The organism is Nocardioides sp., from assembly GCF_036401255.1.
Lineage (GTDB): Bacteria > Actinomycetota > Actinomycetes > Propionibacteriales > Nocardioidaceae > Nocardioides.
Genome location: NZ_DASWVI010000416.1, coordinates 1 through 14733 on the forward strand (window position 1 = coordinate 1; position 14733 = coordinate 14733).

At 73.2% G+C, this 14733-nt stretch carries 11 protein-coding genes; 7 read left to right on the plus strand and 4 right to left on the minus strand.

Annotation, left to right across the window (positions count from 1 at the left end; all coding sequences use genetic code 11):
- The 3 genes from VGD85_RS19290 to VGD85_RS19300 form a co-directional block, all read left to right on the plus strand.
- Nucleotides 1-1018: inositol-3-phosphate synthase (locus tag VGD85_RS19290; RefSeq protein ID WP_331065052.1), on the plus strand; the 1018-nt coding region annotated here is incomplete at its 5' end.
- Between the two features lie 168 nt (nucleotides 1019-1186).
- A complete protein-coding gene (locus tag VGD85_RS19295) occupies nucleotides 1187-2200 on the plus strand; it encodes a hypothetical protein (RefSeq protein ID WP_331065053.1) in 1014 nt (337 codons plus the stop codon).
- Nucleotides 2201-2370: 170 nt separating this feature from the next.
- A complete protein-coding gene (locus tag VGD85_RS19300) occupies nucleotides 2371-6360 on the plus strand; it encodes a PKD domain-containing protein (protein ID WP_331065054.1) in 3990 nt (1329 codons plus the stop codon).
- Between the two features lie 51 nt (nucleotides 6361-6411).
- Here the strand turns inward: VGD85_RS19300 and VGD85_RS19305 are convergent, their stop codons facing one another.
- The gene (locus tag VGD85_RS19305; RefSeq protein ID WP_331065055.1) at nucleotides 6412-7113 is read right to left on the minus strand and encodes a response regulator transcription factor; all 702 of its coding nucleotides are present in this window, start codon (nucleotides 7111-7113) and stop codon (nucleotides 6412-6414) included.
- Entirely contained in the window at nucleotides 7110-8315 is a 1206-nt protein-coding gene (locus VGD85_RS19310; RefSeq protein ID WP_331065056.1) for a sensor histidine kinase, read from the minus strand. Before VGD85_RS19310 ends, VGD85_RS19305 begins: the two co-directional genes overlap by 4 nt.
- Nucleotides 8316-8489: 174 nt before the next feature.
- Between VGD85_RS19310 and VGD85_RS19315 the strand changes: the two genes are divergently transcribed.
- The 3 genes from VGD85_RS19315 to VGD85_RS19325 all read left to right on the plus strand — a co-directional run bounded on the left by VGD85_RS19315 (nucleotide 8490) and on the right by VGD85_RS19325 (nucleotide 11155).
- The gene (locus VGD85_RS19315) at nucleotides 8490-9212 is read left to right on the plus strand and encodes an ABC transporter ATP-binding protein (RefSeq protein ID WP_331065057.1); all 723 of its coding nucleotides are present in this window, start codon (nucleotides 8490-8492) and stop codon (nucleotides 9210-9212) included.
- Nucleotides 9209-9934, plus strand: coding sequence for an ABC transporter permease subunit (locus VGD85_RS19320; protein WP_331065058.1), 726 nt, complete (start codon nucleotides 9209-9211; stop codon nucleotides 9932-9934). The genes VGD85_RS19315 and VGD85_RS19320 overlap by 4 nt, the downstream gene beginning before the upstream one ends.
- A gap of 279 nt (nucleotides 9935-10213) precedes the next feature.
- Nucleotides 10214-11155, plus strand: a complete 942-nt coding sequence (locus VGD85_RS19325; protein ID WP_331065059.1) for a hypothetical protein — start codon at nucleotides 10214-10216, stop codon at nucleotides 11153-11155.
- Between the two features lie 15 nt (nucleotides 11156-11170).
- Here VGD85_RS19325 and VGD85_RS19330 read toward each other — a convergent pair whose 3' ends face one another.
- Both VGD85_RS19330 and VGD85_RS19335 read right to left on the minus strand, forming a co-directional pair.
- Entirely contained in the window at nucleotides 11171-12757 is a 1587-nt protein-coding gene (locus tag VGD85_RS19330) for a helicase HerA-like domain-containing protein (protein WP_331065060.1), read from the minus strand.
- A gap of 28 nt (nucleotides 12758-12785) precedes the next feature.
- Nucleotides 12786-14198 carry a CCA tRNA nucleotidyltransferase gene (locus VGD85_RS19335; RefSeq protein WP_331065062.1) on the minus strand — a complete coding sequence of 471 codons (1413 nt, stop codon included), beginning with the start codon at nucleotides 14196-14198 and terminating at the stop codon, nucleotides 12786-12788.
- Between the two features lie 118 nt (nucleotides 14199-14316).
- Here VGD85_RS19335 and VGD85_RS19340 point away from each other — a divergent pair.
- Nucleotides 14317-14733, plus strand: a 417-nt coding sequence (locus tag VGD85_RS19340; protein WP_331065061.1) for a DUF6049 family protein, incomplete at its 3' end; no start/stop codon positions are given.

Sequence of the window (14733 nt, forward strand, 5' to 3'; positions counted from 1 at the left end):
CTACTACCGGGACGCCGACCCGACGGGAACGGTGCCGGGCCTGATGCACGTGACCTTCGGTGACTACCACGTCAAGGACGTGGAGTTCGTCGCGGCGTTCGACGTCGACGACAAGAAGGTCGGCAAGGACCTCTCCGAGGCCATCAACGCCTCCGAGAACAACACCATCAAGATCGCCGAGGTCCCCACGCTCGGCATCGATGTCCAGCGCGGTCACACCCTCGACGGCCTCGGCAAGTACTACCGCCAGACCATCGAGGAGTCGGCGGCCGAGCCGGTCGACATCGTCCGGGTCCTCAAGGACACCCAGGCCGACGTGCTCGTCTCCTACCTGCCGGTGGGCTCGGAGGAGGCCGACAAGTTCTACGCCCAGTGCGCGATCGACGCCGGCGTGGCCTTCGTCAACGCGCTCCCGGTCTTCATCGCCTCCGACCCGGTCTGGGCCAAGAAGTTCGAGGACGCGGGCGTCCCGATCGTCGGTGACGACATCAAGTCGCAGGTGGGCGCCACCATCACCCACCGCGTGATCGCGAAGCTGTTCGAGGACCGCGGCGTGGCGCTGGATCGCACCTACCAGCTCAACGTCGGCGGCAACATGGACTTCAAGAACATGCTCGAGCGCGAGCGCCTGGAGTCCAAGAAGGTCTCCAAGACCCAGTCGGTCACCTCGAACCTCAAGGGCGAGCTCGCCGGCAAGGTCTCCGACCGCAACGTGCACAGCGGCCCCTCGGACTACGTCCAGTGGCTCGACGACCGCAAGTGGGCCTACGTCCGCCTCGAGGGTCGCGCGTTCGGCGACGTGCCGCTGAACATGGAGTACAAGCTCGAGGTCTGGGACTCCCCGAACTCCGCCGGCATCATCATCGACGCGATCCGCGCCGCCAAGATCGCCAAGGACCGCGGCATCGGTGGCCCGATCATCTCGGCGTCGTCGTACCTCATGAAGTCCCCGCCGGTGCAGCTCCCCGACGAGGAGGGCCGCGCCCGCGTCGAGGCCTTCATCAAGGGCGAGGAGTGACTGTCTCCTCTGACTGATGTGGTCCTCCGCTGACGCGGAGACCGTCGAGACACCAGAAGTGGCTGTCGGGACCCCGGTCCTGGCAGCCACTTTCGGTGTCTCGACGTGTTTCCACAGCCCGCCGCGCACGCTGCTTCGTCCACAGGGAGGCCGGGCAGGCCACGAGGCATGCACCGCTGGGACCCGATCGCACCGCCCGTCACCGGGCTCGTCCTGCCCGTCCGCGTCGACCCGACCGGCCGGGCGGGCCCGACCCGGGGCCAGGCCCGTGGACCCGGCTGGCGGATCACCTCCCCCGGCCTGGTCGTGCCGGCGACGGTCGACGACGGCCTCGTCGAGCAGCGCATCCTGGAGGCGAGCGCCCGCGGCGGCGACCGCGCCGTGGTCACGGGATGGGCGGCGCTGCGGCTGCACGGCGGCGGCTTCTTCGACGGCCTCGCGCGCGACGGCCGGACCCGGCTGCCGGTCCCGATCGCCGGCAACGGTGACCGGCTGCGCGGCCGCGCCGGACTCGAGGTGGTCGAGGACCGCATCCCACCCGATGAGGTCACCTACGTGCACGGCATCCGCTGCGCGACGGTGGAGCGGGCGCTCTTCGACGAGATGCGCCGCATCGGCGAGGTGCGCGAGATGGCGGTCGCCATCGGAGCCGCGTGCGCCGCGCAGCTGACGTCGCTCAAGCGGATCCGCCTCTACACCGCCACCCGGCGCTGGTACCGCGACGTCCGGATGGTCCGTGAGGCCGTGGCGCTCGCCGGCGAGGACTGCCGCTCGCCCCAGGAGGACCGGTTCCGGCTCATCTGGATCTGCGAGGCGCGCTGGGGCCGTCCGCTGTGCAACCGGGCGATCCTCGACACCGACGGCCGCCTCGTCGCCGTACCGGACCTGCTCGATCCGCAGCGCGGCGTCGTCGGGGAGTACGCCGGCGCCGACCACCGCGACATCGACCAGCACGAGTCCGACATCGCCCGGGAGGCCGACCTGCGCGGGGTCGGGCTGGAGTACGTCGAGGTGGTGGCCCGTGACCTGCGCGACCCGGCCCGCGTCGTGCGGCGCATGCGCGAGGCGGCCGAGCGCGCCACGGCCCTGACCCGCCGCTGGGTCCTCGGGCCGCCCCCGTCCCCGACCCTCGACGAGATCCTGGACCGCCGGGACGCCGCGCGGGCTCGTCGAGACACCTGAACTGGCTGCGGATCCGGCCTCGAGACAGCCACTTCTGGTGTCTCGACGGGAGATCAGCCGCCCCGGGGACCAGCCCCGGTCCAGACCGCTGTCGTAACCACCAGGACCGAGGGGTCGTTGGCGGGGCACCGCGTCGCCACCCGCGACCCCTCCCGAGAGTGCGTCCATCCATGAGCATGATCCAGCGCACCTGGCGCTCCGCAGCGGCCACCGCCGCCCTCGTCGTCGCCGTCACCGCCGGCCTCTCCGCCACCGCCCTGCCGAGCACCGCCTCGGCGAGCGCACCGGCCGGTGCCACCCAGCCCCGGCCGATCGGCGCCCACGCACTCTCGGTCACCTTCGACCGGCAGTCGGCGACGATCGAGCGCGGTGCCCGGTTCCGGGTCTCCGGCACCGTGACCACGCTGCGCCAGACCTCGGTGACCGCCGTTCCCGAGGCCGGGCGGGGTGTCCCGGCGAGCTTCACGCTCGCGGTCACCGACGCCGCGGGCCGGGTGCTCGGCACCCAGGAGGTGACCGCCGCCGGGGACGGCACGTTCGCGACGATGGTCCCCGGCACGATCACCGCCGGGCTGGCTGACGCGGACGTGCTGCACCTGGGCCTGCGCGCCGTGGACGCGACGTACGACGACCACCGCGCCGCGGACGCCGGTGCCGGGTCGGTGGCCATCAGCGCGGCCGCGACCGGGCTGCAGGTCGAGAACAGCTTCGTCTCCGCCGTCGGCTGGGTGAAGCCCGGCGAGACCTACCCGTCGCGGATCATCGTCCGCAACCCCACCGCCGCGCCGATCACGGGCGCGACCGTCACGATCACCGCCCCCGCCGGCACCTCGATCGTCGCCGCCAGCGGGCCCGGCACCCACCCCGTCACCGGCGACTCGATCGTGTGGACGCTCCCGCCGGTGCCCGCCGCGACCGGCACCGTCCCCGGCTCGGTCACGCTCGTCCTCGAGAGCCGGGCCGACACGGTCGCCCAGGACCCGACCGTCGTGTGGCGCGACCTCTCGACCACCGCCCGGCTCTCCGCCACGACCGGCACCCAGACCGTGACCAGCCACGGCCCCAAGGTGATCCCGCCCAGCGAGGCCTTCGACACCGCGCGGTACGGCGACCGCCCGTTCCCGGTGATCCCCGTGGAGTACCGCGACCGCGCCTACACCGGCGCCCACACCGGCGAGCAGCTCGAGGAGGTCATCAACTCCCCCGCCAAGGCCGGCTCCACGTTCAACCTCTACCAGGAGATGTCGCTGGGCCAGCTGTTCCCGCACGGCACCGTCCCCTCGGCCGGCATCGCGACCGCCGACTTCGCCAGCTACGCCCCCGGCTTCCCGTTCACCCGGATCGACCCGGCCACGGCCAGCACCTGCGTCGGCCTGACCCAGACCGACAGCCCGGTCGGCACGGTCCCGGCGCCCGGCACGGTCGGCGGCCCGGCGTACACCGAGCGGATCACCGACGGCGTCTACAACCTGCCCGGCACCACCGGCTACTACGGCTCCGACGGGGCCGGCTCGGCCGTGGTCGGCGCCCTGACCGGCATCGCGGCGCTCATGCAGATCGACAGCGGCTGCGGCCCGACCGGCAAGCTCGTCGTCGACGCGGCGGCGCTGGCCGACCCGGAGATCGACTACTCCGACTACGACACCGACAAGGACGGCGTCGTCGACTTCTTCATGGCGGTCTTCGCCGGGTGCGGCGGCAACGGCGCCTCCCAGCTCGGGGCCTGCAGCGACGACCCGCAGGACGCCGTGCCCTACGACAACATCTGGCCGCACAGCTCCTCGCTGGAGTACTACTACAGCGACCCCAAGACCGGGCTGCCCGGCTTCACCACCGACGACCAGCTCAAGGACCTCGAGGGCCGGCCGCTCTGGTACACCGACACGACCTACCAGGACATGACGACCACCGACAAGGGCGACGCCCTCAAGGTGTTCGTCCGGGTCGGGCCCTACAACCTCAACCCCGAGACCGCCATCGACAAGGCGAGCGTGATCTCCCACGAGTACGGCCACTCGCTCGGGCTGCCGGACTTCTACTCCCTCGGCGGCCGCGAGACCTACGGGGACTGGAACCTGATGGCGACCGACAAGTCGCAGAACATGGACGCGTTCTCGCGCCAGGAGCTCGGCTGGGTCGTGCCCGAGGTGCTGAAGGCCGGCGAGACCCGGACGGTCACCGGGTTCACCGACTCCAAGCAGGACACCGGCACCATCCAGTGGCAGCGGCCGGACGGTACGCCGTACACGCTGGTCGACGGGCGCGACGGCGTCGTGCACAACTCCTTGATGTACGTCGCCAAGCTGCCCGGTCGCCAGCTGATCGACCCGGCCAAGTTCGACACCGGCGACCAGGCGTCCAAGACCCACGCGTGGTACTCCGGGTCCGGCAACGACTTCGGCTGTGCCACCGACGGCGGCGGCCACAACCTCGACGTCGCGATCCCGGGGCTGAAGGACCTGCCGGCGGGCTCGACGGTCGAGCTGGCGTTCAAGTCCCTCTTCGACGCCGAGTGGGACTTCGACTACGGGTTCGTGCTGACGTCGAAGGACGGGGGCCAGAACTTCACCTCGCACGCCTCGCTGCGCGACACCCCCACGACCACGCCGATGGCGTCCAACCCCAACCAGAACGCCTGCCAGGCGGCGTACGGCAACGGCATCACCGGCTCCAGCGCGTCCTACACCGACCCGGTCACCGTGCAGTTGGACCGCACGACCGGCAACTACCCCGACTCGGTGTTCGTCGCCGACAGGTTCGACATCTCCGACCTGGCCGGGGCGGCCACGCCGGTGCTGCGGTTCAGCTACGCCACCGACCCCGGCGTCGCCCGGCCCGGCTGGTTCATCGACGACCTCGAGGTCACCGCGACCACCCCGAGCGGGGAGAAGGTGCTGCTGAAGACCGACCTCGAGAAGGACGGCGGACCGAGCGACCCGCGGATCTTCAACGGCGGCTGCCAGGCCGACAACCCCGGTGGCGACTGCACCAAGGGCTGGCAGTTCGTCAGCGCCGGCGACCCCGCGTCGTTCGACCACGGCTACTACCTGGAGATGCGGGACCGCTCCGGCTTCGACCTCGACGGGCACGGTCAGATCGACCGCGACCCGATCGGCTTCGAGCCCGGGCTCTACCTCTCCTACACCGACGAGGCGCACGGCTACGGCAACGCCGGCACGGACTCCCCGCCCGCCCAGTCGCCGCTCGACTCCACCCCGGAGCCCGGCAGTGACACGCCCAACCTGAACGACGCCGCCTTCACGGCCGCGGCGGCCCGGTCGACGTACGCCGACACCAAGGCGGCCCCGCACGTCGACAACTACACCGACCCGGGCTCGGCGTCGGGGAACTGGGAGTTCGGCTACGACTGCCTCGGCTTCCAGGTCGTGTCGATGACCGGCGCCACCCAGGGCCCGGCGACCTCCGACGGCGACCTGACCGGCTCGGTGCGGTTCACGATGGGCAGCGGGTGCGGCGCCTTCGACTACGGCTACACCCCGGTGCCCGCACCGGCGAACACCAAGCCGACCGCGCGGGCTGCGGCCTCCGCGACGAAGGTCGAGACGGGCGAGCGCGTGCGGTTCAGCGGCTCCGGCAGCTCCGACGCGGAGACCCCGGCCGACCTGGACTACAGCTGGGACTTCGGCGACGGCGGCTCCACCAAGGACGCCGCCGGCCCGGTCGCGCGCCACGCGTTCTCCAAGCCGGGGACGTACGACGTCACGCTGCTGGTCACCGACCCGTCGGGCGCCACGGACACCGACACGGTCACCGTCACGGTGACCTCGGCGGCGCCCGCGTCCGGCGGCCGGACGACCGTCGGCTGCCAGTCGCGCCAGGTCGCCCGGCACGGCAGCTGGCGCACCGTGCACCGGTCCGGTGGCTACTGTGACAACGCCGGCCGCGGCCGGGGTCGCGACACGATGGCGCTGACCACGCAGGGGCCGCGCGCCCAGGTGTTCTTCGGACGCGCCGCCCGCGGGGGCAGGGCCGCGGTGTACGTCGACGGCACCCGGGTCGCCACGATCAGCTTCCGTGGGGACTCGACCCGACCGACCCTCGGCCACGTCAAGGTGCTGCGCGGTCTCGGCTCCGGGTCGCACCGGGTGCGGGTCGTGGTGCTGAGCGGGCGGGCCTACGTCGACCGGTTCCGGTTCTAGGGTCTGTCGACCGAGTCCGTGGCCGGCTGACCGAGACTCGATCAACAGACCCTAGGCCGGTCCGCTGGAGCGCTCCGGCGGGCCGGCGGCCGGCCCGGCCCCGACGAGACCGCACTGGTAGGCGAGCACCACGAGCTGCGCACGGTCGCGCACGCCGAGCTTGGTCATCGCGCGGTTGACGTGCGTCTTCACCGTCGCCGGACTGAGGACCAGCCGGCGAGCGATCTCGTCGTTCGTCATGCCGTGGGCGACGTCGCGGACGATCTCCCGCTCCCGGGGCGTGAGGGGTGCCAGCAGATCCGGACTCCGGAGCGGTCCGGGCTCCGGCTGGGAGAGGAACCGGGCCACCAGGCTCGTGGTCGCTCCGGGCGAGAGCAGCGCCTCACCGCGGTGCACCACGCGGATCCCGGTCAGCAGCTCACCGGGCTCGACGGTCTTGCCGAGGAAGCCGCTCGCGCCGCTGCGCAGGGCCTCGAACACGTGCTGCTCGACCTCGAAGGTCGTCAGCACCAGCACGCGGGTCGCGCCGAGGTCCGGGTCCGCCACGATGCGCCGGGTGGCCTCGAGCCCGTCGACCCCGGGCATCCGGATGTCCATCAGCACCACATCGGGCCGGGTCGACCGGGCGAGCTCGACCGCCGCGAGCCCGTCGCCGGCCTCGCCGACCACCTCGAGGTCGGGCTCGGAGTCGATGAGCACCCGCAGGCCGTTGCGGATCAGCGGCTGGTCGTCGGCCAGCAGGACCCGGATCATCGCGCGGCACCCTCGTCCGGGAGCGGGATGACCGCACGGAGCCGGAACGACCCGTGCCGGTCCGGGCCCGCCGTCACGGTCCCGCCGAGTGCGGTGACACGCTCGCGCATCCCGGTGATCCCGTGCCCGTCGGCGCGACCGCGCGCCGCGGCACCGGACCGGACCGGGTTCTCCACCAGGATCTCGATCTCCTCGGGGCGATAGTCGACCCGCAGGACGACCCGGGTGCCCGATCCGTGGCGGCTGGCGTTGGTGAGCGCCTCCTGGATCACCCGGTACGCCGTGAGGTCGATCGCCGGGGGCAACGGCCGCACCCCGCCGTCGAGACGCTGGTCGATGTCCAGCCCCGAGCCGGACAGCCCCGCGACGAGCGTGGGCAGGGCAGCGAGCCCCACCGTCGGTGCGGGCGGGGTGGACGGGCCGCCCGCGTCGTCGGAGCGCAGCAGGCCGACGGTCGCGTGCAGCTCCGCCAGCGCGTCACGGCTGGCCGCACGGACGTGCCGCAGCGCCTCGCGGGCGGCCTCCGGGCTGCTCTCGAGGACGTGGTCGGCGACCCCGGCCTGGACCGACACCAACGCCAGCTGGTGCCCGACCGCATCGTGCAGCTCGCGCGCCAGCCGCAACCGCTCCTCCGTGACCCGGGCCCGGGCCTCGACCTCGCGGTCGCGTTCGGCCCGTTGCGCGCGTTCCTCGACCTCGGCCACATAGGCCCGGCGGGTCCTCGACGCCTCCCCCAGGGCCACCGCGAGCGCGCCGAGCGAGGCCAGCGCCAGGTTCTCCGAGCCGATCCAGGAGTCGGGCTTGATGGCCACGTGCACCGCGCCGAGCACGAACACCACCGCCCCGCCGACCACGATCGCGGGGCGTCGGCCGGTGCGCTCGGCCAGCGTGTAGAGCGCGATGAGCGGCGCCGCCAGCACCAGGTCGCCGCCCTCGCCCCGCAGCAGCGCGAGGTACACCTCGGCGGCGACCGTCGACAGCGCGAGTGCCAGCAGCGGATGGCGCCGGCGCAGGACCAGGGATCCACAGGCCACCGCCGCGGCCGTGGCCTCCGCCAGGCCCGGGCCGGGACCCGAGGGTGCGACGTCGGTGACGGTCGTGATCAGCACCACCGCCAGCAGGATCGCCGCCACCGCCGGATCGGTGTGCCGGTGACCGTGGCGCAGCGCATGCAGCCAGGCGGCGCGCACGGCACGGGACATGGCTCCACGGTAGGGCGCGGCGCGGCGGCGTACGTCAGCCGCGGGCGGTAGCCGCGATCTACCGCGCTCGTGGCAGTCCGCACCTGCCACGCGGGGCCGACGCGCCCGGCCGCCGCGGACGGCAGGGTCGAGACCGCGTCACACCGACGCAGCCGAGACGAGGAGGAGGACATCATGGCCGAGGTGGCGCTGCGTGCGCTGAGCAAACGGTTCCGGCAGACCCGGGCGGTCGAGGATCTCACGACGGAGTTCGTGGCCGGGGCGGTGACGGGGTTCCTGGGGCCGAACGGCGCCGGGAAGTCGACCACGCTGCGGATGGCGCTGGGCCTGGTCCGGCCCACCAGCGGGACGGCACTGATCGGCGGACGCGAGTACGCCGAGCTGCGCCGACCGCTCCGCACCGTGGGAGCGGTCCTGGAGTCGGGCGCGTTCCACCCCGCCCGCAGCGGCCGCAACCACCTGCGCCTCGTGGCCCGCCTGGGGGACCTCCCGCTCGCTCGCGTCGACGCGGTCCTCGAGGCCGTGGATCTCGGCGCGGCCGCGGATCGGCGGGTCGGCGGGTACTCGCTGGGGATGCGGCAGCGGCTCAGCCTGGCGACCGCGCTGCTCGGCGACCCCGAGGTGCTCGTGCTCGACGAGCCGGCCAACGGGCTCGACCCCGCCGGCATGGCGTGGCTGCGTGGCCTGCTCCGCGGGCTCGCGGACGAGGGCCGCACGGTCGTGGTGTCCAGCCACATCCTCGCCGAGGTCGCCCAGACCGTGGACCGCCTCGTGATCCTCGGGGAGGGCTGGCTGCGGTTCGACGGCACGGCGGGCGAGCTCACGGCGTACGGCGAGACCCTGGAGGCCGCGTTCCTGCGACTGACGGCACCGCCCGTGGCAGGAGCGGTCGCATGAGGGCGCTGGTGCGCGCGGAGGTGCTCGGGCTGCGGTCGATCCGGACGCCCTGGCTGATCCTGCTCGCCGCGCAGGCCGCCCTGGTGATCGGCGTCGTCGGGCTCGTGGCGAACACCGACACCTCCGAGCCCGGGCTCGCGACCAAGGCCGTCGCTCACGTGGGGCTGGTCTCCCTGTTCTCGCTGGTGCTCGGCATCACCGCGGTCGCCGGCGAGTTCCGGCACCGCACGATCACGGTGGCATTCCTGGCGACGCCGCACCGGCGCCCGGTCCTGGTCGCCAAGCTCGCGGTCTACACGGTCCTGGGCCTGGTGTCCGGCCTGGTGTCGGCGGCGATCGCGTTCGCCGCCACCGCCGCCGCCCTCGCGACGGACGGCGTGAGCATGCCGACCTCGGACGCCGACCTGTGGTGGACGCTGACCGGCGGCGTGCTGTGGAACGCCGCGTTCGCGGCCATCGGCGTCGGCCTGGGCGGGCTGGTCCGCAACCAGGCGACGGCCGTGGGTGCCGCGCTCGCCTGGCTGGCCCTGGTCGAAGGGCTGGTGGCGCAGCTCTCGGACAGCCTGGGCCGGTGGCTGCCGTTCGCGGCCGGCCAGGCGCTGGGCCGGCTCCCCGGGACCGACGGCCTCGCACCCGCGACCGCGGGCGTGGTCCTGGCCTGCTACGCCGCCGCCTTCGCCGTGGCCGGAGCGCTCGCGCTGCAGCGCGCCGACGTGACCTGAGGGCTGCCGGGTCGGTCCGCGGCCCCCATCTCCCGTCGAGTGACGTGAACTGGTCGAGATTCCGCCCGTGGATCAGCCACTTCACGTCACTCGACGGCCCATCCACAGGCGCTCCGAGGCCGGGCGTGAGGACGGATCGGACCGGGCAGGCCTTCGGGTATGGGACATCGCTGGGATCCGATCGCGCCACCCGTCACCGGGCTCGTGACTCCGGTGCGGGTCGACCCGACCGGTCGTCTCGGCCCGACCCGAGGACAGGCCCGTGGGACGAAGTGGCGGGTGGTCGGTCGCGGCCTCGCCGTACCCGCCCACGTCGGCGACGACCTGGTGGAGCAGCGGATCCTGGAGGCGTACGCGTCCGCCGGGCCGCGGGCCGTCGTCACCGGCTGGGCCGCGCTGCGCCTCCACGGCGGTGGCTTCTTCGACGGCCTCGCGCGCGACGGGCGCACCCGGCTGCCGGTCCCGGTCGCGGCGAACGGTGAGCGGCTCGGCAGCCGTGACGGCAGGTTGGCGGTCCGTCTCACCGTGCCCGCGGACGAGGTCGTGACGATCCACGGGATGCGCTGCGCGATCCCCGAACGCGCGCTGTTCGACGAGATGCGCCGCATCGGTCACGTGCCGGAGATGGCGGTCGCGGTCGGTGCCGCCTGCGCCGCGCAGCTCACCTCGCTGCGACGCATGGAGCTCTACCGCTCGACCCGCCGGTGGTACCGCGACGTCCGCGTGATCGCCCGCGCGCTCGAGATGTCCGTCGAGGACTGCCGGTCACCCCAGGAGGACCGGTTCCGGATGATCTGGGAGTACCACGCGGGTTGGGGTCGCCCGCTGCGCAACCGTTCTGTGCTGGACCTCGACGGCCGTTTGGTCGCCGTCCCGGACCTGCTGGATCCGGCACGCGGGGTGGTCGGGGAGTACGCCGGGGCGGACCACCGTGACATCGACCGGCACGAGTCGGACATCGCCCGCGAGGCGGCGCTGCGCGGCGTGGGACTGGAGTACGTCGAGGTGGTCGGTCGCGACCTCTCCCACCCCGACCGGGTGGCCCAGCGCATGCGCGAGGCGGCATCGAGAGCAGGCGTACTGCCACGCCGGTGGCAGCTCGGGCCGCCCACATCGCCGACTCTCGACGAGATCCTGGACGCTCGGGCCCCGTCGAGTGACGCGCAGTGGCTGCCTCCGGGCCCAGATCCGAGCCACTTCACGTCACTCGACGGGAGATGAGCCCGTGGCAGAGGCTCAGCGGCGGCCGGTCTTGAACACCCCGCGGGCGATCTCGCGGGCGGCGGTGCGCATGAAGTCCTTGAACGCGTCCGACTTCACGACCTGCTCGACCATGCTCTCGTCCTTCGGCGGCTTCTTCGTGCCGCGGCCGGGCGGCTTCGGCACCGGGATCCGGCGCGGCTCGGTGCCGGGGTCCGGGGCCGGCGCCTCCGCCTGCTCGCGCTCCTGCTTGGCGGCGCCCTGCTCGAGCCGGTCGGCGAGCATCTCGCGGGCCGACTCCCGGTCGACCGCGGTCTGGTACTTCGCGGCACGGGGGCTCGCCGCGACCGCCGCGGTGAGCACGTCGGCGTCGCACGGGTCCATCCGCGACTGCGGGGCGCGCAGCCGGGTCCAGGCCACCGGCGTGGGCGCGCCGCGCTCGTTCATCACCGTCACCACCGCCTCGCCGATCCCCAGGCTCGTGATCACCTGCCCGAGGTCGTCGTACCCACCGGTGGGGTACGTCGCGACCGTGGCCTTCAGCGCCTTCGCGTCGTTGGGGGTGTGGGCGCGCAGCTGGTGCTGGACCCGCGAGCCGAGCTGGGCGAGCACGGTGTCGGGCACGTCCGTCGGGCTCTGGGTCACGAAGAACACCCCGACGCCCTTGGACCGGATCAGCCGGACGGTCTGGGCGACCTGGTCGAGGAAGGCCTTCGACGCGTCGGCGAACAGCAGGTGCGCCTCGTCGAAGAAGAACACCAGCTTGGGCCGGTCGACGTCGCCGACCTCGGGCAGGTCGTGGAACAGGTCGGCGAGCAGCCACATCAGGAAGGTCGAGAAGATCGCGGGCCGGTCCTGCAGCTGGGGCAGCTCGACGAGGGAGACCAGGCCGCGGCCGTCGGGGGCCAGCTGGAGCAGGTCCGCGGACTCGAACTCCGGCTCCCCGAAGAACACGTCCCCGCCCTGGTCCTCCAGCCCGATCAGCTCGCGGAGGATGACGCCGGCGGTCGCCGAGGACAGCCCGCCGAGCGCCTTGAGCTCGGCCTTGCCCTCGTCGCTGAGCAGGTGCCCCAGGACCGCCCGCAGGTCGGCGAGGTCCAGCAGCGGCAGGCCGGCCCGGTCGGCGTAGTGGAAGACCAGCCCGAGGCTGGACTCCTGGGTGTCGTTGAGCCCCAGCACCTTGCTGAGCAGCGTCGGGCCGAAGGCGCTCATCGTGACCCGCAGCGGCAGCCCCGAGCCCACGCCGCCGATCGCGTAGAACTCGACCGGGAACCCGGCCGGTGTCCACTCCTGCCCGACGGCCGCTGCGCGGGCGGTGAGCTTCTCGCTCGCGACGCCGGGCTGGGCCAGGCCGGACAGGTCGCCCTTGATGTCGGCGGCGAACACCGGCACACCCTGGGCGCTGAGCTGCTCGACGAGCAGCTGGAGGGTCCGGGTCTTGCCGGTGCCGGTCGCGCCCGCCACCAGGCCGTGCCGGTTCAGCATCGCCAGCGGGATCCGGACGGGGACGTCGACCAGCCGGTCGGCGTCGAGCATCAGGGCCCCGAGCTCGAGGGCGGGGCCCGCGAAGTCGTAGCCGGCGGCCACCTGCTCGGCGAGGGGGGTCGACGTCTCCTCGGTCATGACCGCACCCTACGGCGCCGCCCGGGAGCTACTCCCGGCTCGCGGCCCACTCCCGCAGCGCGGCCGTGGCCTCCTCCTCCGACATCGGGCCGCGGTCCATGCGCAGCTCGAGCAGGTGCCGGTACGCCGCCCCCACCTCACGACCGGGACCGATCCCGAGGATCTCCATGATCTGGTTGCCGTCCAGGTCGGGGCGGATCGCGTCGAGCTCCTCCTGCTCCGAGAGCCGGGCGATCCGCTCCTCGAGGTCGTCGTAGGTCCGCCGCAACCGGTCGGCCTTGCGCTGGTTGCGGGTGGTGCAGTCCGCTCGGGTCACCACGTGCAGCCGCTCGAGCTGGTCCCCCGCGTCGCGCACGTAGCGGCGCACCGCCGAGTCGGTCCACTCGCCGGTCCCGTAGCCGTGGAAGCGCAGGTGCAGCTCGACGAGCTTGCCGACCGCGTCGATCTGGTCGTTGGAGAACCGCAGCGCCTTCATCCGCTTGCGGGTCATCTTGGCGCCGACCACGTCGTGGTGGTGGAACGTCACGGTGCCGTCGCCGACGAACCGGCGGGTGCGGGGCTTGCCGACGTCGTGCATCAGCGCCGCGAAGCGGGTGACGAAGTCGGGCCCGCCGCCGGGCAGCCGCGGCTCGAGGTCGATGGCCTGCTCGAGCACGGTCAGCGTGTGCTCGTAGACGTCCTTGTGCCGGTGGTGCTCGTCGCGCTCCAGCGCGAGCGCGGGCAGCTCGGGCAGCACGATCGCGGCCAGCCCGGTGTCGACGAGCAGCCGCAGCCCGAGGCGGGGGTACGGCGCGCACACCAGCTTGACCAGCTCGTCGCGGACCCGCTCGGCGGAGATGATCTCGATCCGCCCCGCCATCGCGGTCATCGCCTCGACGACCTCCGGGGCGACCGTGAAGCCCAGCTGCGCGGCGAAGCGCGCGGCCCGCATCATCCGCAGCGGGTCGTCGGAGAAGGAGTCCTCCGGGCGGCCCGGTGTGCGCAGCACCCGGTGGGCGAGGTCGACGACGCCGGCGTACGGGTCCTCGAGCTCGCGGCCCGGCAGCCGCACGGCCATCGCGTTCACCGTGAAGTCGCGCCGGCCCAGGTCGCCGGCCAGGGTGTCGCCGAAGTCGACGGTCGGCTTGCGCGAGCTCGGGTCGTAGGCCTCGGAGCGGTACGTCGTGATCTCGACCTGCCACTCGCCCTTGCGGCAGCCGATCGTCCCGAAGTCGCGGCCCATGTCCCAGATCGCGTCCGCCCAGCCCTTGAGCAGCCGCTCGGTGGTCTCCGGCCGCGCGGACGTCGTGAAGTCCAGGTCGAACTGCTGACGCCCGAGCATCGCGTCGCGCACGGGCCCGCCCACCAGCGCGATCTCCTCGCCGCCGGCGGCGAACCGCTCGCCGAGCTCGTCGGTCACCGGCGCGATCCGCCGCAGCTCCTCGAGGGCGCGCGCCTGCATCTGGCTCACGCCGGGTCGCTCGACGCCGACCGGGGGCGTGGGGGGCTGCTCGGACACGGGAGTCAACTCTAGGACAGGCCGCACCGGGCCCCGCGGCGGTGTCGTTAGCCTGTGCGGTGTGACCCGGTCCCCCCTGTCCACGGTGCTCGCTGCCGTGGTGGCGGTGGCCTCGGTCCCGGTGCTGGGCGTGACGTCACCCGCCGCGGCGGCGCCGGGCGACGAGAACGCGGACCCGCTCACGGTCACCATCGAGAGCATGACCCCGTCGGTGGTGCCGCGGCGCGGCCGGCTGACGTTGAGCGGGGTGGTCACCAACGACTCCGAGGACACCTGGACCGACCTGCAGGTCTACCTGCTCGCATCGCCGACGCCGATGACCAGCCGGGAGGAGCTCGACGCAGCCGTGACGTCGGACCCGGCCACCGAGGTGGCTCCGCGGCTGACGTCCGAGGGTCTGTTCCAGGAGGTCGGCGACCTCGAGCCCGGCGAGTCGGCGCGCTACACGGTGTCGGTGCGCCGCGACGACCTGGGGATC

Bases quoted from the DNA above. Each gene is read 5' to 3' on its own strand.
- VGD85_RS19330 (WP_331065060.1), bottom strand. From the start codon at position 12,757: ATGACCGAGGAGACGTCGACCCCCCTCGCCGAGCAGGTGGCCGCCGGC.
- VGD85_RS19320 (WP_331065058.1), top strand. From the start codon at position 9,209: ATGAGGGCGCTGGTGCGCGCGGAGGTGCTCGGGCTGCGGTCGATCCGG.
- VGD85_RS19310 (WP_331065056.1), bottom strand. From the start codon at position 8,315: ATGTCCCGTGCCGTGCGCGCCGCCTGGCTGCATGCGCTGCGCCACGGT.
- VGD85_RS19300 (WP_331065054.1), top strand. From the start codon at position 2,371: ATGAGCATGATCCAGCGCACCTGGCGCTCCGCAGCGGCCACCGCCGCC.
- VGD85_RS19295 (WP_331065053.1), top strand. From the start codon at position 1,187: ATGCACCGCTGGGACCCGATCGCACCGCCCGTCACCGGGCTCGTCCTG.
- VGD85_RS19305 (WP_331065055.1), bottom strand. From the start codon at position 7,113: ATGATCCGGGTCCTGCTGGCCGACGACCAGCCGCTGATCCGCAACGGC.
- VGD85_RS19335 (WP_331065062.1), bottom strand. From the start codon at position 14,198: ATGCAGGCGCGCGCCCTCGAGGAGCTGCGGCGGATCGCGCCGGTGACC.
- VGD85_RS19315 (WP_331065057.1), top strand. From the start codon at position 8,490: ATGGCCGAGGTGGCGCTGCGTGCGCTGAGCAAACGGTTCCGGCAGACC.